Raw genomic sequence first — 24,651 nt, forward strand, 5'->3', positions numbered from 1 at the left:
AACGAGACTATAAAAAATAAGCGCAATGCGCTTATAACCTGTGTGCCAGAATGATTGAAGTCGTTCGACAACCTCAATCTCAAGTGGCCTCACGCTTAAATGGCTTTAGCTAAGCTGACACACTGCTGCCCCAACAGGCGATAACCGTGGGTGTAAAGCGTTGCCCTGCCATTACGGCAAAAACCGATAAGCGTGATATTGCTTTTCTCTGCTAATTCCAACGCCAGTGAAGTCACGGCGGACATAGCAAACAGAATTTGGATATTGGCACTAGCGGCCTTTTGCACCATTTCAAAACTCGCGCGACTGGTGAGCAATACGGCCACAGGACGTTCCACATTGTGAGCGGAAAAGGCGCCAATTAGCTTGTCTAGTGCGATATGCCTGCCTATATCCTCATAGGCGGCGATGATCTGTCCTTGATGGTTAAGCCCCATGGCCGCATGAGTGGCGCCCGTCAGCTTAAAATGTTGTTGATTATCTTGAATTTGCCCAAGTGCAACCTGTAAGTGTTCGATATCGAATCTGGCATCTGAGTCCACCCGCATCACAGGCTTGACGGCCTCTTCGAGCTGGGCAACACCGCACAATCCACAACCTGTGCGCCCCGCCATATTGCGCCTTTGTTGCTTGAGTTCCATAAAGCATCGTTGGTTGATTTCCACTTGGATCAACACGCCTTCACTGGTGAACTCGAGCTCCACCCCTTTGATATCATTGATATGGGAAACGATACGTTCAGATAACGTAAAACCAATAGCGAAGGCTTCTAAATCTTGAGGGCTCGCCAACATCACGGTATGCGCTATGCCGTTATAGACCAGTGCGACCCGCACTTCATTAGCTAAGTAGTCTGTCAGCTCAGATGCGTGCCCATGTTCTAACAAGATCACGTTTCTTTCTGTCACCACTTCATGTGAATGATATTCCATAGCGCCCCTTTAAAACTATAAAACCAAATAAAAACAATTAGTTTGATGACAATTTAAGACTTGTATCACAAACCCATAAACTAAATAAGAATCGCCTTGAATCATCTTTACGCATTTTCTACTATCCCTAGGTCTTCTATTGGAAGAACGTCGTCTCCGGTGAGGCGTCCGGATTTCAAATCCGGGTAGGGCTGCCAGCAGTCCTGGGTAGGTTCGACTCCTATGTTCTTCCGCCAATTCTCATGGGAAAAAAACAACTCCGCATCCCGAACTTCTCGGCTATTACTGCGATACTTCCTACGGGTAAAACCACTTCTGTCAAAGAACTCAAGCAGTTGAATACTCACCTTACGCCCAAGCCCAACCATATCTTTAAATTCTGCCGTTTCGAGCTTGCCGTGTTCTGCAATATGAGTACGCACTAAGCTGGCGTAGTAACAGATTTGTTCGCTGAGCAAATACCTGTCTTTCACCACTGCAGTAATAAACCCCTGCTGCACCAGCTGGAAACACAGCAGCCTTAATTTGGCAGGTTCAAGCTCAAGGTATTCGCCCATTTCGGTGACCCATACAGGGGCTGTTTGCTGTGCCAGCCAAGGCGCAAGCGCCTGCCAACAATGCTGCGCCTCAGCATCTAGCACTATTTTGTGTTCAGCGAGCTGCAACAAGGCACCACGCAGCACCATGCGACCTTCTTGGCAAAGCGTATCGAGCACTTTATTGGCTAATTCGGGCGGCAAAGCGCTATGGCTCATGCGTTGCAGGCGATTACGCCCAAGCCCAAGTTGATCGGGATGCTGTTGATGGAACTCGCTAAGTAAAGTAATAAACTGTTGTTTTTCTTGCTCAAGTAAACTTGTCGCTACAGCAAATGCCCCAAAACGGACTAAACCCGCTTGGGCTAACAGCATTGCCAGCCCTTCGTCGGTTAATTGCCAACGCCACGCGATTTCATCAAGCTCTAGCGCCTGAGTTTGGCCGAGTAAAGCCACCACATGGGCAGGATTATCCAAGCGTGCTAATTGCAGTAATCTCGCGACTCGTTCAGGCGTACGTTTCTTACGATTAGGGACTTTCAGCGCCAACACTCGCCCCGCACCTAAAGTCTGTTTACCCCCAATGTGTCGCAGGACAATTCGATCGTCTTGGCATAGGAGTAGTGGCTTTTCGAGTACTAACTCCGCCAGACAGAAGCCTTCTTCATCAGCTTCATTTAACAGGGAAACTCGACCTAAAGTATGATCAGCGCCATGGTGACAGTGGACATTTTGCCAATGCACTAATGGCTCACAGCCTAAAAAATCGAAAGCTCGAATGTGCACAACAGGACGGCTACAGAGCTCGGCTTGAGGCAAACTGCTCAACCAATCGCCACGCTCTGGCTCCCTATGGTTATCGATACCCGTTAAATTGAGTGCTACGCGTGTACCCGTGACAGCCCTTTGGGCTTCTTGTCCCTGACAATGTATGCCTCGCACTCTGAGTTTGGCCTTTTGCCCTGAGCTAAAAAGACTATCCCCCACACATACGCTGCCGCTGATCACTGTGCCAGTCACGACACAACCCGCACCTTTCACACTAAAGGCGCGATCGAGCGTCATCCTAAAGCTGCTGGCATCCTCCGCCCGCTTTGACTCTTGCTCACCTAAATCAAGAATATGCGCCTTCAGCGCCGCCACGCCATGAGATGCTAAGTCGGCGGTGCTATTCGCCGACACTTCAAAAACACCACTGGCCTCAATGCCATACTCGGCGAGCAAAGAGAGTCCGTCGGCGACAAGCTGTGCCGCCGTGCCACTATCAACTAAATCCCGCTTAGTTAGCACTAAGGTCAAACTGTGCAAAGGTAAGAGCGCAAGAATTTGCAGATGTTCGCGGGTTTGTGGCATAACGCCATCATCACAGGCCAGCACGAGTAAGGCATGGCGAGCATGACTCACGCCCACCAGCATGTTGTTGATAAATTTTTCATGCCCAGGCACATCAATAAAAGCAAGGCGCGAACCATCCATAAGCGGCATAAACGCATAGCCGAGATCGATCGTCATACCGCGGCGTTTTTCCTCCGGCAGACGATCGGTATTCATCCCAGTCAAAGCGCGAATAAGCGTACTCTTGCCATGATCGACATGACCCGCAGTCACAATGATCACAACTGCACACCTAACGTACTCAACTCGGCGAGGAGTTCGGCTTCACTATCAAGACCGCGCAGATCTAATCTGAGTTGGTCCTGACTCATGCGACCTATGATAGGCCGTGCCGCCTGCTTAAAATGTTGCTCTAATAGGCTTAAACTGCCGCCATTGAGTGCGGTAAAACACAACGCCACTGAGGGTAAAAAAGTATCGGGCTGCGAGCCACTGCCGACCTGTGTTTGGCACTCGACTAACTCAATGCGATAACAAGGTTCAAAGTGTGGAACCAAAGCTTGCTGTAAGCGACGACCAATCTGCCATAACGTCTCTTGGCTACGGGCAAATTTCGCCATAATAGGCAGCTCAATGTCTAAGGTTTCAGGGTTAAGATAGTGGATCAATGTCGCTTCTAACGCCGCCAAGATCAGCTTATCGCAACGCAGGGCGCGCTTTAGTGGATGACTCTGTAACTTCTTAATCAGCGACTGTTTGCCAACGATCAAACCAGACTGAGGGCCACCCAATAGTTTGTCGCCGGAAAAACTGACTAAATCGACACCATCGGCTAGCATGGCTTGGGGCGTAGGTTCTTGTTTTAGGCCAAAGCGGCGCAGATCCGTCAGTGAACCGCTGCCAAGATCTGAAATGAGTGATATGCCACGCTCACGGCATAACTGACCCAGCCTTGCCTCCTCCACTGCGGCAGTAAAACCACTAATATGATAATTACTGGTGTGGACCTTCATTATCGCAGCGGTATTTTCAGTAATGGCCTGCTCATAATCCTTAAGGTGAGTCCGATTGGTGCTGCCGACCTCGACTAAGGTGCAACCCGCTTGGCGCATAATGTCAGGGATGCGAAACGCGCCGCCAATTTCCACCAACTCACCACGGGAGACTATGACTTCTTTCCCCGCAGCCACCGCTGACAGCATCAACAACACAGCTGCGGCATTGTTATTCACAACACAACAAGCCTCGGCACCCGTTAAGCGCTGGATTAAAGCACTGATTGCATTATCCCTGTGACCACGTTCACCTGCCGCAAGCTCAAATTCCAGCGGTGTGGGGTAGCGCATAACAGAAGTCACGGCTCGAATTGCCGCTTCTGACTGCTGCGCTCGGCCAAGGTTGGTATGCAATATGGTGCCAGTGAGATTCCATACAGGTTTTAAGCTGTGGCTGTAATCATTAGACAGTCGATCAACCAAACATCTGTGCAATTGCGCAAGCTCGCCACACCATGTCGGCAAACAGTGCTCACGGCCGATTAAGCTGCGCGCCGCCTTTAACTGGGTATCCAGTGCGGCCTTTACTGCCGCTTTGCCGTAGGACTGCTGCAATACCACAAAACTAGGCTCTGCAAGTAGGCTATCCATTGAAGGCAAAGCTCGGTACAGAACTTGTAGTGTTTCAGGTGCTTGGGTCATCATCTGTGTCATTTTGTTTATATTATTGCCATTGGTTTATAAAAAGCAGGAAGGGATCAGCAACCCGACTCCCTCCCGCATTTGTTTAAGCTATGTGGCTTACGTGGTTTCGTGGGCCAGTAGCAGTGGGTTCAGTGTTGTTGCACCAAAGCCCTTAGCATTTAGCTCACTGTCTAACATCAAGGTTGCGAGATCGTCTGCCGCCACATCCATAGACGGCGAGTTTTCGACGAACATCATCTTGGTATAGCCATGACATTCATCGCAGCTTTCGATCCGCACTTGAGCCTTGGCATCATCTAGCGACCAAATCGTCATCTCTTTGTCCTGACCGCAACTGGTGCAATGGGCACGAATGTAATGCCATTCGCTCTCGCACAGACTGCAATGCAGGTAGCGCAAACCAGCTCGGGGCTGATCGACAATCACACTCGCCACCGGATGACATCCACAAACGGGACACATACTCTGCTGCGCCACCTTGCACGGATCCATCCGCTTGATGACCATAGGTGCCCAATGCGACCAATAAACGCCCATCGCCGCCCAGATGAATAAGCTAAAACGGGCAGGCACTTCACTGACATGCCCTTGGCGTAGTGAACGCCCCCACGAACTCAGTTGCTCGGGTGATTGCTGCATCAACAAACGCACTACCCGAGCTATGGATTCATCCACCTGCGGCAACAAATCACTTAACAGTTGCTGTAGCAGTCCTTGCCAATAGCTATCTGCCTCTGAGCCCAACAGAGAAAGCGGAGTCGCCTCATCTTCCCCCCAAGCGAGAAGCTTACCGAAGTCAGCCTCCTGCGCTAACCTGGCCTGTATAGAGACCAAACGGCGACATAGCTCAAAGTAATCAGCCAGCGGCGAGTCCTTGGCCAATGACAGCAAACGCTGCGCCCTTCTGTGATACACAGCTTGGGGATCTGCCGCTTTTAACGGTTTAAGTTCCAGCGGCGATTCGCTGCCTTGGGCCAGAGGTATCTCGGCTGTATGACTCATTAATGTTTCTCCACGTCCGAATGTTCATCCAACATCACAGGGTGATGTTTGCGGCACCAAGCCTTAGAGACTTTGCCGTAAAGCATGCCCTTAACCGACCCTTCCACCCATGTCGCCATCCAAAAATGTACCATCACAAAAATCAACATGATGAGCGCACAAATGGCGTGCAACAGAATGGCCCAACCCACCACAGTGGCGGAGAAATAGGGTGCAAAGTAAGGCTGCCACATGATGATTCCCGTCACCGTTAAAGTGATAGATGTCAGCACGAAGGCGCGAAACAATACCTTTTGCCCAGGGTTGTAATGGCCGATAGGCGGGATTTTCTCCTCGTTCTCGAACATCACATCCTTAATGGCGAGCATCCAAGCGAGGTCGTGCTTTTCCCATTTGTTGTGTTTGTAGTAACGCACCAACATCAACATCAAAGGTAAGCACATCATCAAGCCCGCAATGGGATGAATAAACTTCGCCAATTGCGGTGTGCCCGCTATCGCCCCCAGCCATTGAAACGACGGATAGAAGAAGGAAAAGCCAGTGAGAAATGTCACTAGGCCAACCGCCACAATGAACCAATGACAGATGCGATCGAACAGCTTGTGACGCACTATCATTTCTTGCTTATCATGCTTGCTCATTTGTCGGCCCCCTCTTCCTGCTTAGCCTCTTCCTCTGGCGGTTGATAACCCGGTTGGTCTTCTTCAACTATGTTGCGACCGACGGTGATCTTATGCAGACAAGCGACGGCGGCAGTGGCAAGAATGCCCATAGTGCCTAAAGGTTTGACCCAGTCCTGCCACAGAGTGAGTGACAGTGGGATCTGCGGGTTATCAGGCATGTTGTAGCTTTCGGGCTGATTGATATCGTGTAATATCATCATCATACCAGTGCCACCTACACCCTCAGGGTTATACAGTCCTGCCTTAGCAAAGCCCTTTTCCTTCAGTTCTTCGACCCGTTTTTGCGAGTAGAACAACATGTCCTCACGGGTGCCAAAACGCAGCGCCCCTGTGGTACAGGACTTAACGCAGGAAGGTTCCAATCCCACAGCCAAGCGGTCAGAGCACATAGTGCACTTGTAGGCCTTGTTATCCTTAGGATCGATTTTGGGCACATCAAAGGGACAAGCACTGGCGCAATAACCGCAGCCGATACATTTGTCCGAATCGAAGTCCACCACACCATTGGCGTGCTGGATAATCGCGCCAGAGGTCGAACAGGCCGTTAAGCAGGCAGGGTCGGCACAGTGCATACAGGCCGAGTGGGTAAATTGCCAACGCAGCTTGTTGCTTTCCATCACCTCATGGAACTGCATCAGGGTCCAACATTGGCCCGATAGCGACATAGGGTTTTGGTAACTGCCTTGGAAAGTACCTACCTCTTCCCGTAAATCATTCCACTCAGAACACGCCACTTGGCAGGCTTTACAGCCATTACACTTAGTGGCGTCGAACAGCTTGGCGACCTTTTCTGACGAATTACGCCCCTTTGCCGCAGGCGTCACCGCTGAAGTACCGGAGCGGCGGATAATGTCTTGTGATGCCATAATCAGATCCCCTCCGCTTTAGTGATGTTAACCAAAAATGCTTTGAACTCAGGCACCTGTGTATTTGCATCCCCCACTTCCGTGGTGAGTACGTTACAGGAGTAACTCTTACGAGTGAGTGCATTATGGCTGCCGTGACGGGGTAACCCGACGGTATGGACTAACTGGCCATTTACCTTTAACGGCTGTAGCCGTTTAGTCACTAAAGCTTTGGTTTCAATGCTGCCGCGTTTAGAGCTGACAGTGACCCAATCCCCATTGGCGATACCTTTTTCTGCCGCTAACATTTCATCGATTTCGACGAAGGTTTCAGGCATAGAAATCGCAGCTAAACGAGCATGCGTAGACCAGAAGTTAAAGTGTTCAGTTACACAGTAAGTAGTTGCCACATAAGGGAAGTCCTTATGGGAACCTAAGGTTTCCTTCACACCCGGTAACATACGTACCGCAGGGTTACTGGTGACCTTGTGTAACGGGTTCAACCCAATAGGCGACTCCATCGGCTCGTAGTGCTCAGGGAACGGACCTTCGGCCAATAGTTTAAGGGCGAAGAAACGACCCACACCTTCGGGTTGCATGATGAAGGGGCCAGCGGATTCCTGTGGTGTTAACTTCATATTGAAGTCGCCCACATCGATACCGTGCCACTTACCGTCAACCCACTCGACGATAGTGCGTTTTGGATCCCAAGGTTTGCCGTTGATATCGCAAGAAGCGCGGTTATACAGCACACGACGGTTTGCTGGCCAAGCAAATGCCCAACCCGGAGTAACACCTTTACCGGAAGGATCATGGTTGTCACGGCGAGCCATCAAGTTGCCTTCTTCGGTCCAAGAACCCGCATAAATCCAACAGGCGCTGGCGGTACTACCATCAGCTTTCAGTTCAGCAAAACTACTGAGCTGACGTTGAGTCACGAGATCCTTACCGTTAAGCTCGCGAGCGATTTCTTCAGCGTGCGGTGAGTGAGGATTGTGGTAATTCCAGCTCATCGCGTGCACTGGCTCAGGCAGCTTACCGCCCTCTTGTTTGTACAGTTCACGCATTGCCATTAAGACGCCAGAGAGAATCTCAGCATCTGGCTTGGCTTCACCTGGCGGGTTAGCTCCCTTCCAATGCCACTGCATCCAACGGCCAGAGTTGACGATGGAACCTTCTTCCTCGGCAAAACATGTCGTAGGTAAACGGAACACTTCCGTCATGATTTCAGCGGGATTGACTTCATTGAAGCCATCGGCATTTTGCCAGAAGGTTGCGGTTTCCGTTGCCAAGGCATCCAACACCACCATGTATTTAAGATTACTCAAGGCTTTGAGTACCTTATTACGGTTTGGCATAGAGTTAATGGCGTTAACACCTTGGATAATGTAGCCATTCACTTCGCCGTGGAAAGCCATATCTAAGTGTTTAGTAAAGTCGTACTGCTTGTCCCATTTCGGTAACCAGTCATAACCAAAGTCATTTTCAACCGTGGCGTTATCGCCCCAAAAGCTCTTCATTTGCGAAACAAAGAATTTAGGGTAATTTTGCCAATAGTTGGTTTGACCCGGACGCAGAGCGACAGGGGTATAGTTGTGGAGATAGGTTTTAAGATTAATGTCTTTTTCGTTCGGTAACTTGAGGTAACCGGGCAAGCTTTGACACAATAAACCCATATCGGTCGCGCCTTGCACGTTCGAGTGTCCGCGCAGAGCGTTAACACCACCGCCCAACACCCCAATGTTACCCAGCAGCAACTGCACCATGGCCATAGAGCGAATGTTCTGCGCCCCTTTACTGTGGTGAGTCCAACCTAAGGCATACATAAAGGTCGCGGCTCTATCGTGGGTATGAGTGCTACCAATTTGTTGGCAAACGATCTCATAGTCCGCAATCGGCGTACCGGTAATATTGCTTACTGTTTCAAAGTCATAGCGTTCTACATGTTGCTTCATTAAGTTCCACACACAGCGTGGATGTTCGAAGCTAGGATCAATTTTCGCGTAACCCTGTTCGTCTAACTCGTAGTACCAAGACTCTTTATTGTAGCTATCTGTTTCTTCATCGAAACCGCTGAACAGACCTTCACTAAAAGAGAAGTCTTCGCGCACTATGTAACTGGCATTGGTATAAGCCTTCACATAGTCGTAGTTCACTTGTTTGGTTTCAATAAGATAGCGGATCACCCCGAGCAGGAAGGCGATATCTGTGCCCGAGCGGATCGGCGCATAGTAATCGGCCACAGCGGCGCTACGGGTGAAGCGAGGATCGACCACCAAAAGTTTAGCGTCGTTATGTTGCATAGCTTCTGTAACCCAGCCGAATCCGACAGGGTGAGCCTCTGCAGCATTACCGCCCATAATAATGATCAAATTAGAGTTTTTAATATCGATCCAGTGGTTGGTCATGGCACCACGTCCAAATGTCGGAGCAAGACTTGCTACCGTTGGAGAGTGTCAGTTACGCGCAATAGTATCGATTGCAACTAGGCCCAGTGCCCGTGCAAATTTCTGGGTGATATAGCCGCCTTCATTCGGCATCGCCGACGAGGTCATCATCCCAGTGCTAAGCCAACGGTTAACCGTCATCCCAGCAGAATTCTTTTCAATCAAGTTAGCATCACGGTCATTCTTCATCAGACGGGCGATGCGTTGGTAAGCTTCAGTCCAGCTGATACGAGTCCATTCATTACTGCCTGGCGCACGGTACTCAGGATATTTAAGACGATTAGGGCTGTTCACATAATCCACTAGACCAGCGCCCTTAGGACACAAGGCCCCGCGGTTGACTGGATGGTCTGCATCCCCTTCGATATGGAAAATACTTTGTTCGGCGTTTTTGCCGTTACTTCCTTTGCTGTACATCAGCAATCCGCAACCCACTGAGCAATAGCAGCAGTTATTGCGGGTTTCTTTCGCGCTAATGAGTTTGAATTCTCGAACGGCCGCATAGGCCTTTTCGGACATCAATCCCAACGCTGAAATTGCTGAGGTGGCAGCTCCGGCAGCACACAGTCTAAAAAACTGGCGTCTGTTCATTGCGTCCTCTCACACTCTTGTCGTTATGAGTCTAGTGGTTGCTGTGGTAAAAATGGCAACCGATTGAGTGAGTCCTACTAAAGACCACACTTAATTTAAGATTATCCCCAAAGAAGAAATAGATAACAAATAATGACATGAGATCAAGATCCCAAATAAACAACCACAGAACTTAACTCCAAAAAATATTACAAATAAAGAATTAAAACCCAACTAATAATAATCAAAGAACAATAAAAGGAATTAAAAACCAAAAAACCACAAAGGACAATTTGTCCAACATTGCAAGCCCATATTGTCCCATATCATAGGGTTGTGGTTATTAAAAATGATTACATACATTCAAATATGCATAATGATGGCGGATAAAAACACAAAGGTAACGGTTTCTAGAGGGATAGACAGCCACAAAAACTGACAATGTAAAGATTAGGGTAAAAATTGCAGAGTCTGCGGTGTTAAACACACCAAAATGGCAAAGACAAAGATCGAGGAAAAGCAGGAAAAAACCAAATAAAAAGGCACAAGCAATCTGCCTGCACCTTAAATTTTGCCTTTTAACGCTTATTTTTAGCACATTGAGGTGCAAAATCTGGGCGCGATAACAAAAGCGCCTCAGTGCAGCCTATTCTCGCAAAGTAAACACCTGTTCAGCCATTAAACTAAAACAAACGCCTAAAAGCTGGCTAGCGTTCCTGCTGGCAAATAAGTGTTAAAGCTCGCTGTATACAACAAATCTGTCGCGGCTTCGATATCTGGCGCGAAGTATCTGTCTTTATCGTAATAAGCGACAACTTCACGTAATTCGGCTTTAGCCTTAGCCACTGCAGCACTTGGGGCTAAAGGCGCACGGAAATCTAAACCCTGCGCCGCCGCTAACAATTCAATTGCCAGTACACCACGGGTATTTTCGCTCATATCGCGCAAGCGGCGGGCAGCAAAGGTCGCCATAGAAACATGGTCTTCTTGGTTAGCCGATGTTGGCAAGCTGTCAACTGATGCCGGATGAGCGTAGGTTTTGTTCTCAGACGCCAATGCCGCCGCAGTGACTTGGGCGATCATAAAGCCTGAGTTAACGCCACCGTTTTTCACCAGGAAAGGCGGCAGTTTCGACAGGCTAGAATCGATTAACAGTGCGATACGACGCTCGGCAATGGAGCCCAGTTCGGCAATCGCAATCGCCAAATTATCCGCCGCCATAGCCACGGGTTCGGCGTGGAAGTTACCACCCGAAATGATATCGCCGGTGTCTTGGAACACCAGTGGATTATCGGTTACGCCATTGGCTTCAGTGCCTAACACATCGGCCGCATGGCGAATTTGCGTCAAGCAAGCACCCAGCACCTGTGGCTGACAGCGCAGTGAGTAAGGATCTTGCACCTTTTCACAGTTTGCATGGCTCACGCTGATCTCAGACTCTTCGCCCAGCAGATGACGGAACACCATGGCTGAATCGATTTGACCTTTCTGACCACGCGCCGCATGGATGCGAGGATCGAACGGGCTACGGCTGCCCATAGCCGCTTCGACGCTCATGGCACCGATCACTGAACTTGCTGCGAACAAGTCTTCGGCGTGGAATAACCCTTCCAGCGCCAGCGCAGTCGACGCTTGTGTGCCGTTCAACAGGGCCAACCCTTCTTTCGCCGCTAAGTCGATAGGCTTAAGGCCGGCGATTTCTAAACCTTCGGCGGCGGAAATTAACTCGCCTCGATAGCTCATTTCGCCTTCACCCAGCATAGGCAAACACATGTGCGCCAGTGGCGCTAAGTCACCCGAGGCGCCGACTGAACCTTTTTCAGGCACGCAGGGATAAACTTCGGCGTTCACTAAGCTGATTAAGAAGTTAATCACTTCTAAACGAATGCCTGAAAAACCACGGCTTAATGAGTTGATTTTTAACACCATCATCAAGCGCACTGTGGCATCTTGCATGTATTGACCTGTACCTGCGGCATGTGACAACACGATAGAACGTTGCAGCAATTGCAGATCTTCGGGCGCTATCTTGGTATTGGCCAACAAGCCAAAGCCCGTGTTGATGCCGTAAACGGTACGGCCTTCATCCAACACTTTTTGCACGATTTGCGCACTGGTGTTGATATCAGTAATCGCCTCTGGTGCGAGTTCCAGTGTCAACTTATGACGGCTGATTTCGCGCAATTGCGCTAGGCTCAAGCTGCCCGGCGTTAACACTAAGTGATTCACAGATTTCATATTTTTAGCTCCAAGCTTTTAGTTATTATTGTTATTGAGTCGTTAGCATCGGCTAGTCTTGCATAGGTAAATCGAGGCCCTGCTCCTTGGCGCAGTTTTTCGCAATCTCGTAGCCCGCATCGGCATGGCGCATCACGCCTGTCGCAGGGTCATTCCACAACACGCGGCCAACCCGTTTTGCCGCCGCATCTGTGCCGTCACACACAATGACCACACCCGAATGTTGGCTAAAGCCCATGCCGACGCCGCCGCCGTGGTGCAAAGACACCCAAGTTGCACCGCTAGCGGTGTTGAGTAGTGCGTTCAGCAATGGCCAATCGGATACCGCATCTGAGCCGTCCAGCATAGATTCGGTTTCGCGGTTCGGGCTGGCAACTGAGCCAGAATCTAAGTGATCGCGGCCAATCACCACGGGCGCCGACAACTCACCGTTTTTAACCATTTCGTTGAAAGCTAACGCCAAGCGAGCGCGATCTTTTAAGCCCACCCAGCAAATACGCGCAGGCAGACCTTGGAAGGCAATACGTTCGCGCGCCATGTCTAACCAATTGTGCAGGTGTGGATTATCTGGGATCAGTTCTTTGACTTTAGCGTCGGTTTTGTAGATATCTTCGGGATCGCCAGATAACGCCACCCAGCGGAACGGGCCAATGCCTTCACAGAACAGTGGACGAATATAAGCAGGTACAAAACCTGGGAAATCGAAGGCGTTTTCAACGCCCATTTCAAACGCCATTTGGCGAATGTTGTTACCGTAATCGAGCGTGGCTGCACCCGCGGTTTGCAGGTCGAGCATGGCTTGTACTTGCACCGCCATCGAGGCTTTCGCCGCTTTCACTACGCCCGCTTCGTCGGTTTTACGCATGGCCGCAGCCTCAGCCATAGTCCAGCCCTGCGGCAGATAACCGTTTAATGGATCGTGTGCCGAGGTCTGGTCGGTCACGACATCTGGGGTAACGCCGCGTTTAACTAATTCAGCAAACACATCGGCGGCGTTCGCCAGTAAGCCAACGGATACTGGCTTGCCAGCTTGGTTCGCTTCTTCAATCATGGCTAATGCTTCATCGAGCGAAGTAGCTTTTTTGTCAACATAGCGAGTACGCAGGCGGAAATCGATACGGGTCTCGTCGACTTCACAGGCTAACACTGAGAAGCCAGCCATAGTGCCCGCCAGCGTTTGTGCGCCGCCCATACCGCCTAACCCGCCGGTGAGGATCCATTTGCCTTTAGAGATACCCTCAAAGTGCTGTTTTGCGACCGAGACAAAGGTCTCGTAGGTGCCTTGGACTATGCCTTGAGTGCCGATATAGATCCACGAACCCGCCGTCATCTGGCCGTACATGGCTAAACCTAACTTGTCTAACTCGTTGAAATGTTCCCAGTTCGCCCAATGTGGCACTAGGTTTGAGTTAGCGATTAACACGCGCGGCGCATCGGCGTGGGTGCGAAATACGCCCACAGGTTTGCCCGATTGCACTAATAAGGTTTCGTCATCTTCGAGGCGTTGTAAGACTTCGATGATTTTGTCGTAGCAATCCCAGTCGCGGGCGGCGCGGCCGATACCACCATAGACGACTAAGTCTTCTGGGCGCTCGGCGACATCGGGATGTAAGTTGTTCATTAACATGCGCATTGGCGCTTCAGTGAGCCAACTCTTACAGCTTAATTGTGTGCCATGCGGTGCAATAATACGGCGGCTTGGGTCGTGGCGCTTATCCATTGAATTTTCCTCTTTCAACCTGTGGTGCTAACTCGTATTCGCTAAGTCGCTAATACGGGTTAGCACTATTGTTTTTATTGTGTTTTTATCTTTTAACTTATAAAGGTACAGCTATTAGAGTGACTGATTTAAATCGGTAAATAACGCCACTGGCGCTACTTGCTAAAAGTTAAGTGGCCGCCGAGTTTAAAGCGGCTACCGGGGTGAACTAACTTGGCAAAACTCACCACGCCTTGGCGTGACCAAGTGCGGCGTAAAATCTGTAAACAGGGCTCAGTCGCGGGGATCTCGAGCCTTTGCTGTAATTCGGCGCTGGCGATAATCGCCTCAATCGTGTGATGCGCCTCGGTCAGCGGTGCCACTTGGGACAAATATTCGTGGGGTGTCTGCTGGGTAAAATCCTGCAATAAATAATCGGGCACTAACTCGGGATTCACATAACGCTCCTCGACTTGCAGCGGTAAACCCTGCTCGCAATGCACTAAGATCGAATGGAATACCTTTGCACCGTGCTCAAGTCCAAGGGAAATTGCGATAGTTGTACTGGCAACGGTTTGTTCTAGCACCCATTGCTGTACGCTATAGCCGTGGCCGCGGTCTTTAATTTCGTCGGCAATATTGCGAATCGCCAACATAGACGACTGGGATTTTCGCCCAGCCACAAAGGTGCCGAGCCCTTGGGAGCGTTCGAGTACGCCGCTATCCGTCAGCTCGGTTAGCGCACGTCGCGCCGTCATTCGGCTGCAGGTAAACAAATCGGCAAGCTGATTCTCAGAAGGCACGCGAGCATGCTCTTCCCACTCACCCGACTCGATAGAGGAGATAATGTATTGCTTAATTTCTGCAAACTTAGGAGTAGCCAAAACATTTCCTCAATATAAAGCGCTAGAATCTAGGTACTATTCACTCTTTCAAACGTTCAAAATTGCGGCTACAATCCTAGCTTGTATATACAAGTAAATACAAGCCAGCTCACATAAATTTAATAAACCGTTAATCACTTGGTTAACATCTGCCAGCACAGCGAGGGGAATACATGTCTTGGGATCAGGTTTGGATAGACGTTAACTTAGCCACAATGGACCCTTCCGTATCAGCACCTTATGGTGCGATCACCAACGCGGCCATCGCAGTAAAAGATGGTAAAATTGCTTGGCTTGGCCCCCGCAGCGAACTGCCCGCCTTCGATGTTTTGTCAATTCCCGTTTACAGGGGCAAAGGCGGCTGGATCACCCCAGGATTAATTGACGCCCACACCCACTTAATCTTTGCCGGTAATCGCGCCAATGAATTTGAGTTACGCCTACAGGGCGCCAGTTACGAAGAAATTGCTCGTGCAGGTGGCGGCATTATTTCGACCGTTAAAGCTTGCCGCGAAGCGGATGAAGCAGAATTATTTGAACTCGGCCGTCAGCGTTTAAACGCGCTGGCCAAAGAAGGGGTGACTACGGTTGAGATCAAATCGGGTTACGGCTTAGATACTGAAACTGAACTCAAAATACTGCGTGTCGCCCGCGAGCTCGGCAAACATCACCACGTGGATGTGAAGACCACATTCCTTGGCGCCCATGCGATTCCGCCAGAATACAAAGACAATAGCGACGGCTATGTCGACTTAATTATCAATAAGATGCTACCCGCAGTGATCGCCGAAAATCTTGCCGATGCAGTGGATGTGTTCTGCGAGAATATCGCCTTTAACCTTGAGCAAACCGAACGGGTTCTCAGCGCAGCCAAAGCGGCGGGCTTAGAGATTAAGCTCCATGCCGAGCAGTTAACCAATATGGGCGGCAGTGCACTGGCCGCACGTCTTGGTGCTAAGTCTGTAGATCATATCGAATATTTAGATGAGGCGGGCGTAAAAGCCTTAAGTGAAAGCGGCACCTGCGCCGTACTGCTGCCGGGCGCCTTTTACTTTTTGCGGGAAACCCAAAAACCACCTATCGATTTACTGCGCCAATACGGCGTACCTATGGTGCTCGCCAGCGATTTTAACCCAGGTTCATCCCCCATTTGCTCAACCCTGTTAATGCTGAATATGGGCTGCACCTTGTTCCGTTTAACGCCAGAAGAAGCCTTAACAGGACTCACCTTAAATGCCGCCAAGGCACTCGGGATTGAAGATAACGTCGGCAGTTTAGTCATTGGCAAACAAGCCGATTTTTGTCTGTGGGATATCGCCACACCGGCGCAGTTGGTCTACAGCTATGGCGTGAATCCCTGCAAAGATGTGGTGAAGAATGGCAAGCTAGTTCACCAGTAGCCTAAGTGCATCAATAATAGGTGCATCAGCAGCAAAAACGGCATAAGCGAAAGGTTAGATAAGGTCGTTAAGTCAAACTTGGCGACCTTATCTGGATTTAAACACTGGCCCCATTTTCTAACTGTTCATCTTCTTGTTTTACCAGCTTATGCTCACCTTCGTTACAACCTATTTTCCAATAGCTCGAGGTATAAAAATGACTCTTAGGCAATGAATGCGCTTGCTTAAAGTGTCTTCTTAACGCGCGCATGCTATTAAATTCACAGGCAATCCATACGGCGGGCTCGCCAGCAAGCCAAGGTAATTGGGCAATTCGCTCGATCAAAGGGCGACCTTCGGGATCGGCCTCAGGATTGATCACCCAATGCAGCTCCACGTGTTCAGGATGTACGAGAGGCTGAATGTCAGCCTCGCTTAGCACTTCAATCACAGCGTAACCCACGGCATTGTTTGGTAATTTTGCCAGATTCACGCTAATGGCGGGTAAGGCTGTCATATCACCTGCGAGTAAAAACCAATCCGCCTCAAAATTGATCAGTTTTTTAAGCCCGGGTCCACCAATTTGAATGAGTTCGCCCACCTGCGCCGTTTTCGCCCAACTCGATGCGGGGCCGTCGGTATCGTGCAGCACAAAATCCACATCGATTTCATCATCGCGTTGCTGACGGATAGTGTAAGTTCGCATTAATGGACGCTCACCCGCTTGCGGGAATAACAACTTGATATAGGCACTCTCTTGATCGGCAGGAAATCCAGCCAATCCCGCACCGCCTAAGGTGATGCGTAACATATGCGGAGTAATATAAGTGGAGCGGATCACTTCTAGCTCACGTGGTGCAGGTTTATTCATTATGATTTTCTCCTATTGCGTTTTCTGCCGTTAAGCGCAACTCAATGGCTCCTTTTCCAGCCGTATCTTTTGGCTTACTAGATGGTCTTTTTTGAGTAAGGCAATCAGTTTCACTTTTGGCGGCAGCGGCATCATCCACACTTTTACTGATCCTATTGGCAAGTTTAATAAAAGTATCGACTTCGTCTGAACTGAGCGCCTGCGTCATGCGCGCCACGGTTTTACGTTCTGAGGCATTGATCTGAGTCATGATCTTTTCCCCCTCAGCCGTGGGTCGCAGTAACTGGCTGCGGCCATCCTTAGGGTTATCGATTTTAGTGATCAACCCGCTCTGCTGTAGCTCATTAAGAACACGGGTAATTTGTGCTTTATCCCGCTGCATACGCAGGGCGATAGACTGGGCCGTCGATTCAGGATTACGACAAACCCCCTTCAAGGCACGGATATGAGTGACAGGTAAATCAATCTCTTGTGCAGCAATATCACTACGCAATTGCTTTTTGTAGGCATGCACTAATCTGTGTAAGGTTTCACTGAGTGACAATGACGACATAGAAGGCTCTCGATATAGTTGACTGTATCAACAATATCGAGATTAGTTGATTGTGTCAACTAAGCAGCCCTGTACTGAGTGTGCGGCAATGTGCAAATAATCAGAAAATGATTAAGCACTGGCTTTCCAGTGACGCGCCATAAACTCATCCTTGAGGGCTCGACCGTGACCTCCCTGTCACGAACGGTCACTTACAAACCAGTGCTTAATCTAATCAACTCCCGTGCATATTGATGACCTAGTTTGGCCATTAGCCTGATGCAATTTGCGTTACAGGAAACTGCGCCACCATCACAAACTCGTTATGTTGATAATGTGCCGTCATCAAAGTTACTTGAATCCGTTCTTAAGGAATTTGATTCATTTTAGGGTAAAAAAATGCGTTCTAATAGCAAATGTAGAGCCCAATGGCGGGTTTTAGCGGTGTGATGAGTCAGTCTGGTACAGAGTGAATCAGTTACTTTTTTTTCGGTATTCAACATAAGCTCTTGCATGTATTAAAACATCCAAAGCAGTTTCTTCAAAGTCTAATAAATTACTTGGGATATCACTTAAAACAGGTAATCCCTCTGGACTAGGTTTTACCTCGTCTAACCATTTCCATCTTTTTGCAGGACTAGGAATGACTTCTTCTAAAACATGTAAAATATCATTAACAATGGCTGGTTGACCAAACCATGAAATAGGCCTATTCACAGATTTTTTTAACCCAGTAATCGAACGAGGTAACAGTGAAAGACTCAATTCATCAGTAGTAATATGAGTCCTCGTCCAATCAGCAAGCTCGGCTAAATCTGCATTTGGACTTCTTTCTAATTTTCGAGTTGGGATAATCAGACCAATTTTAGCTGTTGTTACTTGCTTTAGTTTACGTAATGCGGGGACGATATCGGTATCATTCGTTACAAAAACAATGTGTTCAAGTTCAGGATCGAGTATTGCATCTACAACTGAATCCAATGCTAAATTAACATCACTCTGTTTTTCTTCTAACTTCCAAATATTCGCACGCTGGCAATTTCTCGGCCAGACATTAGGATTATTAGAATCAATCAAATAAGCAGAAACTTGATCTATCGAATAATATCCTTCGATAATCTCAACACTCTTATCAGAATAGGCCATGCGCAATGCTCTATGATAAGCATCTTGATCAGCGACAGAATCATGGGCTCGCCCAGCTTTCTCTAAAATTTTCGCAGTATAAAACTTAATCGAAATAGGATCTACTGTGTATGGAAACGGAACGGAACTGGGGAGAATATAGGTAAGGAATAATTTTTTTAAATCTAACCATTTATAGCTAGTATTTCTTAAACAACCGTAATACAAGTTATATCCATCGACATAAACCCTTGTTTTCAAACTAGTATATTCCTTTAGATATGAAAAAACCGGCTTTCGCCGGCTTTATCTCCCAACCATCAGGGGTCGCAATGCCACGCGTGACAGAAGGGTTAGTTGTTGCCTACATTATCGACACTATTGACATGCATGTCAACTATGCAACGCCCCACTGAAGAGTTGCCACCTTAGAATCTGGTTGGCCAAGAGATATTCAACGCTTTGAGTAGCCACTCAGCAGAACTGTTAATCATTGTCGAATGTAATCCGGTACCCATAGGTCTTCTGTAAAATCATTGAGAAGAAGACTTTAACGAACTACCCACACCTAAAACATTGCACGAATGACTAACCGTCAACCAGAAACGCTGCTAAATTACAGTCCTAAACTCGCACGATTAAGGAAGCTGCATGCTCAATCCTGAACACAGTTACTGGCATGACACGCTTAAAGCCATTCGTCGCTGCGGTAGAAAACTCATTGAATTTGAACTGTTATTCACCTTAGTGTCGGCGGGTATTGTCGTCCCGTCTTTTGGCTGGCTACTGCGCCATCTGATTGCCAAAACGGGCAATGTCACCATTACCAATTACGACTTAATCGCCTTTGCCATGTCTCCCTATGGCTTGCTGTTTATGGTCATTACTCTATTCAGCAGCTTTACCGTGTTTTTTACCCAACGTGCTGGAGTCACTATTCTCGCAGCATCTGGCTTATACGATATTCCCATTGGCCCAGTGCGGGCGCTGATTTTCGCGACAGCGCGCTTACCCGTATTTATTCGCCTTGGTAGCATTTATGCAGCTTGCTTATTGCTGCTCAGCGTACCTTTTATCGGGTTAGGATATCTGATTTTCAGCGTGTTTCTACAGGGACACGACATCAATTACTACTTGTATTTCAAGCCTATAGACTGGTATCTCGCCTTAACGAGTATGGCGTTCTTAGCGATAATCTATGTCCTTGTTGCCTTATATCTGTGGGCCAAAGCGGCCTTTTCACTAACAATTATTGTGAGTGAAACGACCGATGCTTTGACGGCACTCAAACGCAGTTGGCAATTAAGCGCAGGCAATGAACGCCCGATTATGTGGCACGCTGCGGGTTGGTGGTTGAGGATAGGTGCTTTGGTGTATCCCTTAATACTGCTGATCTCCTGGGGTGCCGATAGCTTACTCGATAGGGTTACGCTGACACTTTCGACAGAATTAGCCATATTGGCCCTCGTCTCTGCACTGATTTTTATGCTCAGCGCGGCATGGTCCTTACTCGGAATGTTTGGGGAAGCCTTTATCATATTGCTGTTATACCGCCAACTGGGAGAAAAACCCGCAGGGTTAGAACGCCTTGGGCGACAAACGGTAAAAAGAACGTCTGAACTGTCGATTTATACGATAAGCGGGGTGTTGATCGGCACTTTTTTAATCATGTTGGGGTTAGGGGTATATGCCCTCAATAGTGAACCACAAAGGGATGACATCCTGATTACTGCCCACCGTGCTGGCGCTGCTAGGGCACCAGAAAATACCCTTGCGGCTTTGCGTTTAGCGATTGCAGAAAAGGCGGATTATGCCGAAATCGATGTGCAAACGGCATCCGATGGCACCTTAATGGTATTGCACGATGCTGATTTAATGCGCATAGCGGGCGATTCTAGGCGAGTTGCCAACCTCAGTGCGAGTGAAATACAACAACTCGATGCGGGGAGTTGGCACAGTGCCGCCTTTGCAGGTGAATCCGTACCAACACTACTAGAGATGCTTAATGAGGCACGCAACAAAATCGGTTTGAACATTGAGCTTAAATATAATCAAGCCGATCCCAGCTTGGCACAGGCCGTTGTCGCCTTATTGCAACAAGAGAAAATGACACAACAAGTCGTCATTACATCACTCGAAGCAAGAGCCATTGAAGAAGTGCAACGACTCGACCCTTCCATTCACACTGGCCTTATCGTCACTCAATCCATTGGCGATCCCATTAAGGCGAATACACAATTCTTAGCGGTCAATCAATCGATTACTAACGAAAAATTTATCGCCCGTGCACACAAAGGAGGTAAGCAAGTGCATGTATGGACAGTAAATAATCCACGGCAAATGCGGCGCATGTTGGCGCTGGGAGCCGATGTGCTCATTACCGACTATCCGCAAGAGGCCGTGGAAATCCGAGAACAGTGGCTCGCGTTATCCCCTGTTGAACAAACGGCACTGCGCCTACGCTATGTTCTGTAAATTCTGCTTATTTACTCAACCTCGCCTCGAAGCGCTTAGCTCTACGTTGAAGCAACCAAAAGAGGCTTAACACCCCAAATGAAGCGGCTAAAGTGGTCAGCGTTAGTGCAAAACCTTTGAATGAAAACAGGTTTAAAGTAAAACCATCTAATACCAGTACCGCCAAGCCAAGCGGCATTTGGATAAGCACAGCGGTAAACCAATCGAAGGGAAGTTTAGGAAAGATCCTGTGGTAAGCATAAAGCACTAAACCTGCAAGCAATATCAGCAAACTCGCATCATGAGCCGCCAATAAAAGATACTCCACACTGTTATGCGAGATGTGAGGCACCGCACTCAACATGTCCAACATATAACCTGCGCTGGCGACCAATGAGAAACTGATAAAACTCAATAAGGCTAATAGGATACCAAAGCCAAGTGCGGGTAAATATTTCATGTAAGGTCTCTCTATTCGCAGGTGAAATATGCTGTCTCGTCTCCCGAAAACCACAGCATGCAAGGTATAAAGGAGTAAAGAGACTTTAACTACAATAGCAGCCTAAATTTCCCTTAGCTATTAAGACCATAGTCTTATGTCTACCACAAACTTGTGCGCAATAAACGAGATGAAATCCAGTATCAAGTTAGTGTTTTCTCGGATAATCAGTGGATAAGCTTTTAAAATTACTAGATTAATCAAATTTCAATCTTATCGCTTAGTGATATCACCCACAATTTGCCCATGTGTTTGGGTGAAATAGACTAGCCAATTTCACCAATAACGCTTAGGATCGGAGTTGCATTTTTTAGCCAACATATTGTGGAGTATCAAAACATTATGGGTATCAGAGCCATAGTCGTAGACACAGCAGGCACCACGACAGACCTAAACTTTATCCAAGATGTACTATTCCCCTATTCTGTCAAAGCCTTGCCAGACTTTTTAGAACAGAACCAACACAATGTATTGGTTGAAAACTGTATTTGTGACACTAAAGATATCGCCCTAGAGCCCGAGGCTGACTTAGCGCGTGTAACTGAGATCCTGCAACAATGGGTCAACGAAGACCGTAAAGCTACGCCACTTAAAACCTTACAAGGGTTAATTTGGAAACAAGGCTATGCCCATGGCGAATTTAAGGGCCATATCTTCCCGGACTTTATTGAAGCGGTGAAACGTTTTAGCGCACAAAACCTGCGTATTTACAGCTTTTCATCCGGCTCAGTCGACGCGCAAAAACTGTTGTTCGGCCACAGTGACGGCGGCGATTTAACTGAAATGTTTAACGGCCATTTCGACACCCGCACGGGCAACAAATTAGATAAGCAGGCTTACTGCAATATCCTCAACACTATCAGCTTAAGCCCCAAACAAGTGCTGTTTGTGTCTGATGTTATTGAAGAATTAAAGGCTGCTGACGCTGCGGGTATGATGACCTGCCAAATGGTTCGCGACAGCAAACAACGCACTGGAGAGTTCCGCAAAATCAGCAACTTCGATGAGCTGCTGATTGAATAATGCGATTGTTGAATAACGTGATGGTTGAATAACACGATAGTCAGCTCAAGCTGATTTAGCCGATAAAACGAAAGCGACCTTGTGGTCGCTTTTTTATTAATTGACTCAATTGCCCTTCACCGCCAACGGAAACGCGGCCGAGATACATTTTTCCACCTCAAAACGATAACCATAATCCGCATTCTTATCGGGTGTGATCAACAAAATCTCGTAATCATTTAATTCAATCACATTCGACTCGGCAGGCTTTTTACAACGCGAGCGGCCATTGGCTTCAAGTGAAAATGCGAACGTAGCTAGCCATTGCCGCACTAAGTACTGATATTGAGTTCGCACCGAGGCGTAGGCCTTTTTGCGCTCTTCCTCTTCCAGCTCGCCGTCATCATTACTATTCTCAGCCTTGCTCGATTTATCGCTTTCAGAGTCAAGAGCAGTCTGAGTTAGCTCTACAATCGGTACCGTCAGCACATCGGTCGCATCCGGCAACCGTCCCGATTTAGGCTCGCGAGGCGCATGCTTAGCGGCTTCTTGGGGAGAGGTAATAAAGTTGCCAAATGAGGTTTCAATGCGCGTCTCTAAATCAATTAACAGGCTCAAGTGATACAAAACCACAGTCGCTAGCACGATACGGATCAAAAAAGTCGTTTTACGGAATGAAGTATGCGAGGTAAGCCGTAACGATTTGACACCTAAAGGTTTAAGCAAAAAGATCAATATTAAATAGATAGGAATAATCAACTGTAATGCCAGCAGCACGATCGCGCTTACCATCAAAAACCAAGCGGGCATATAGAGTAAAATCGCTAAGTTATGGGTGTAATTGAGATCGCTTGCTGATACCCCAACCACTTCGTTAACTATCGCGCCAGACCAGCCCAAAGCAAAGTTGGCAATCATCGCATAAAACAGCAACAACACAGCTTTGCCCGCCAAACTGTGCCAAACCCGCTCGAACACAGGCCAAAACTCGATGGCCATAGCGATTACGGCAATCACAGCGACCAACCCCATTAACTCGCTACTAAAAGCCAATATCAAAGCAATAAGATACAGCTTTTGCGCAAAGGATAACTTAGCAACCCCTAGGATAAGACAGCGCCAGAACTTGCCCAAACCTAAACGGATGTCACTCAGTGATGGTAAGCTGAGCTTTCGCAAGTATTGGCGAGCTGACCCAATGTAACCGATTAAATTCATTATTATTTTACATTCCATTGAAATAGTAAGACGGGCAACATTTGCCACTGTAATGTGCAAAGCACAGTGATGGCAACTGTGCCACTCAATCTCGGTATATTGGTCACTTTGGCTATCTCTAGCCAAAGTCGAACGTTCTGTTTAGAGTCGAATGAAAGCTCTGCAACACCCCATCGCCCGTTTAAATCCAACTAAAATGAACTTGAGAGAGGAAATCAAAGCGGCCTTATGGTCACTCTTGCAAATCGATAAACCTGACTCAGGACTAACTAAACGACGCTTAACTCCCGCTCAGAAAATACGGTTTTAGCGACAAACATGCCATTAAGTGCAGCAGGAAAGCCAGCATAAACCGACATTTGCAATATCACCTCAACAATTTCCTGCGGCGTACAACCCACATTCAATGCGCCATTAATATGTACGTTTAACTGTGGCTGGCAATGCCCTAGCGCCGTGAGTGCGGCAACTGTCACTAGCTCCCGCGTCTTAAGGTCGAGCCCTTCACGCTGATAAATATCCCCAAAAGGATATTCGATAATGTACTTGCCTAAGTCAGGGCAAATATCGGCAAGACTGCGGATGACTTTCTCCCCCGCCTCACCGTCGATTTCAGTCAGTTTAGCGAGGCCCTGCACATATCTTTGATTACTCATTTTTAGCTCCTGCTGGATTAAATCACAGCAAGCAGCCTAAACCT

At 48.2% G+C, this 24,651-nt stretch carries 18 protein-coding genes, 1 tRNA gene and 1 pseudogene; 4 read left to right on the plus strand and 16 right to left on the minus strand.

The window, feature by feature from the left end; translation table 11 throughout:
• Positions 1-95: 95 nt before the first annotated feature.
• Positions 96-932 (minus strand): formate dehydrogenase accessory sulfurtransferase FdhD, encoded by an 837-nt coding sequence (gene fdhD, locus AAA952_RS12595; protein ID WP_113941247.1) that lies wholly within the window; start codon positions 930-932, stop codon positions 96-98.
• A gap of 141 nt (positions 933-1,073) precedes the next feature.
• Between fdhD and AAA952_RS12600 the strand changes: the two genes are divergently transcribed.
• Positions 1,074-1,168: transfer RNA gene (locus AAA952_RS12600), tRNA-Sec, on the plus strand.
• Positions 1,169-1,237: 69 nt separating this feature from the next.
• Here the strand turns inward: AAA952_RS12600 and selB are convergent.
• The 9 genes and pseudogenes from selB to hutC all read right to left on the minus strand — a co-directional run.
• Positions 1,238-3,085: pseudogene (gene selB, locus AAA952_RS22375) on the minus strand (selenocysteine-specific translation elongation factor); the annotation flags it as partial.
• The gene (gene selA / locus AAA952_RS12605; protein ID WP_263164158.1) at positions 3,082-4,503 is read right to left on the minus strand and encodes an L-seryl-tRNA(Sec) selenium transferase; all 1,422 of its coding nucleotides are present in this window, start codon (positions 4,501-4,503) and stop codon (positions 3,082-3,084) included. The gene selA and the pseudogene selB, both read right to left, overlap by 4 nt.
• A gap of 96 nt (positions 4,504-4,599) precedes the next feature.
• Positions 4,600-5,505 carry a formate dehydrogenase accessory protein FdhE gene (gene fdhE, locus AAA952_RS12610; RefSeq protein WP_105250948.1) on the minus strand — a complete coding sequence of 302 codons (906 nt, stop codon included), beginning with the start codon at positions 5,503-5,505 and terminating at the stop codon, positions 4,600-4,602.
• Complete coding sequence (locus AAA952_RS12615; protein ID WP_105250947.1) at positions 5,505-6,146, minus strand: formate dehydrogenase subunit gamma; 642 nt, start codon at positions 6,144-6,146, stop codon at positions 5,505-5,507. Before AAA952_RS12615 ends, fdhE begins: the two co-directional genes overlap by 1 nt.
• Complete coding sequence (gene fdxH / locus AAA952_RS12620) at positions 6,143-7,054, minus strand: formate dehydrogenase subunit beta (protein ID WP_338257469.1); 912 nt, start codon at positions 7,052-7,054, stop codon at positions 6,143-6,145. The genes AAA952_RS12615 and fdxH overlap by 4 nt, the downstream gene beginning before the upstream one ends.
• A 2-nt stretch (positions 7,055-7,056) precedes the next feature.
• On the minus strand, positions 7,057-10,071 hold the full coding sequence (gene fdnG / locus AAA952_RS12625; protein WP_338257471.1) for a formate dehydrogenase-N subunit alpha: 3,015 nt from the start codon (positions 10,069-10,071) through the stop codon (positions 7,057-7,059).
• A gap of 675 nt (positions 10,072-10,746) precedes the next feature.
• Complete coding sequence (hutH, locus tag AAA952_RS12630; protein WP_338257473.1) at positions 10,747-12,288, minus strand: histidine ammonia-lyase; 1,542 nt, start codon at positions 12,286-12,288, stop codon at positions 10,747-10,749.
• A gap of 52 nt (positions 12,289-12,340) precedes the next feature.
• Positions 12,341-14,008 carry a urocanate hydratase gene (gene hutU, locus AAA952_RS12635; protein WP_113941241.1) on the minus strand — a complete coding sequence of 556 codons (1,668 nt, stop codon included), beginning with the start codon at positions 14,006-14,008 and terminating at the stop codon, positions 12,341-12,343.
• A 155-nt stretch (positions 14,009-14,163) separates the two neighbouring features.
• Positions 14,164-14,871: a histidine utilization repressor gene (gene hutC, locus AAA952_RS12640; RefSeq protein ID WP_263142239.1), complete on the minus strand. Its 708-nt coding sequence runs from the start codon at positions 14,869-14,871 to the stop codon at positions 14,164-14,166.
• Between the two features lie 173 nt (positions 14,872-15,044).
• On the opposite strand from hutC, the gene hutI reads away from it, so the two are divergent.
• Positions 15,045-16,271 (plus strand): imidazolonepropionase, encoded by a 1,227-nt coding sequence (hutI, locus tag AAA952_RS12645; protein WP_338257478.1) that lies wholly within the window; start codon positions 15,045-15,047, stop codon positions 16,269-16,271.
• 97 nt (positions 16,272-16,368) lie between these two features.
• Here hutI and AAA952_RS12650 read toward each other — a convergent pair whose 3' ends face one another.
• The 3 genes from AAA952_RS12650 to AAA952_RS12660 form a co-directional block, all read right to left on the minus strand.
• On the minus strand, positions 16,369-17,121 hold the full coding sequence (locus AAA952_RS12650) for a siderophore-interacting protein (RefSeq protein ID WP_113941238.1): 753 nt from the start codon (positions 17,119-17,121) through the stop codon (positions 16,369-16,371).
• On the minus strand, positions 17,114-17,674 hold the full coding sequence (locus tag AAA952_RS12655; RefSeq protein WP_113941237.1) for a MarR family winged helix-turn-helix transcriptional regulator: 561 nt from the start codon (positions 17,672-17,674) through the stop codon (positions 17,114-17,116). Before AAA952_RS12655 ends, AAA952_RS12650 begins: the two co-directional genes overlap by 8 nt.
• Positions 17,675-18,127: 453 nt before the next feature.
• Positions 18,128-19,039: an NYN domain-containing protein gene (locus tag AAA952_RS12660; RefSeq protein WP_263192155.1), complete on the minus strand. Its 912-nt coding sequence runs from the start codon at positions 19,037-19,039 to the stop codon at positions 18,128-18,130.
• A gap of 390 nt (positions 19,040-19,429) precedes the next feature.
• Here AAA952_RS12660 and AAA952_RS12665 point away from each other — a divergent pair, with 390 nt between their 5' ends.
• Positions 19,430-21,253: a glycerophosphodiester phosphodiesterase gene (locus tag AAA952_RS12665; RefSeq protein WP_263147178.1), complete on the plus strand. Its 1,824-nt coding sequence runs from the start codon at positions 19,430-19,432 to the stop codon at positions 21,251-21,253.
• A gap of 7 nt (positions 21,254-21,260) precedes the next feature.
• Here AAA952_RS12665 and AAA952_RS12670 read toward each other — a convergent pair whose 3' ends face one another.
• Complete coding sequence (locus AAA952_RS12670; RefSeq protein WP_113941233.1) at positions 21,261-21,692, minus strand: hypothetical protein; 432 nt, start codon at positions 21,690-21,692, stop codon at positions 21,261-21,263.
• 381 nt (positions 21,693-22,073) lie between these two features.
• Here AAA952_RS12670 and mtnC point away from each other — a divergent pair, with 381 nt between their 5' ends.
• A complete protein-coding gene (mtnC, locus tag AAA952_RS12675) occupies positions 22,074-22,754 on the plus strand; it encodes an acireductone synthase (protein WP_338257485.1) in 681 nt (226 codons plus the stop codon).
• A 105-nt stretch (positions 22,755-22,859) separates the two neighbouring features.
• Here mtnC and AAA952_RS12680 read toward each other — a convergent pair whose 3' ends face one another.
• Positions 22,860-23,951 (minus strand): hypothetical protein, encoded by a 1,092-nt coding sequence (locus AAA952_RS12680; RefSeq protein ID WP_263169374.1) that lies wholly within the window; start codon positions 23,949-23,951, stop codon positions 22,860-22,862.
• A gap of 269 nt (positions 23,952-24,220) precedes the next feature.
• Positions 24,221-24,607 (minus strand): carboxymuconolactone decarboxylase family protein, encoded by a 387-nt coding sequence (locus tag AAA952_RS12685; protein WP_263142254.1) that lies wholly within the window; start codon positions 24,605-24,607, stop codon positions 24,221-24,223.
• Positions 24,608-24,651: the final 44 nt, after the last annotated feature.

It is taken from the genome of Shewanella sp. M-Br (genome assembly GCF_036245925.1).
GTDB lineage: Bacteria > Pseudomonadota > Gammaproteobacteria > Enterobacterales > Shewanellaceae > Shewanella > Shewanella oncorhynchi.